Source organism: Corynebacterium sp. LK33, assembly GCF_014334955.1.
Taxonomy (GTDB): domain Bacteria; phylum Actinomycetota; class Actinomycetes; order Mycobacteriales; family Mycobacteriaceae; genus Corynebacterium; species Corynebacterium jeikeium_D.
Map to the genome: position 1 here is coordinate 1 of NZ_PDGU01000006.1, position 263 is coordinate 263.

The 263-nt window shown below is 52.1% G+C and carries 1 protein-coding gene; it reads right to left on the reverse strand.

Translation table 11 applies throughout. The annotated features are described in order from the left end of the window. Positions 1 to 201 (reverse strand): helix-turn-helix domain-containing protein (locus tag CRD20_RS00945; RefSeq protein ID WP_187404693.1); only part of this gene is annotated, 201 nt, incomplete at its 3' end. Positions 202 to 263: the final 62 nt, after the last annotated feature.

Sequence of the window (263 nt, forward strand, 5' to 3'; positions counted from 1 at the left end):
GATCTCAAACGAATACTGCTGCTTAGTCGGTTTCTCCACAAGACATAGCCTGCCATGCAGCACAAACCGACAATAGAGCCGGCGCGCAGCGTGTTTGGAGACACCCAGAGCATTAGCAGCGGCTCTATAGCCCATGCCCTGCTCAAAAAGCTCAACCAACTGCTCGCGCTGCTGCTCACTTAGCGAACTTCGTGCTCTCAATGACAACTACTCCCCACTAGTCGGTAACTGATTTCTCAGTCCAACTAATGGGGAGCAGTTCA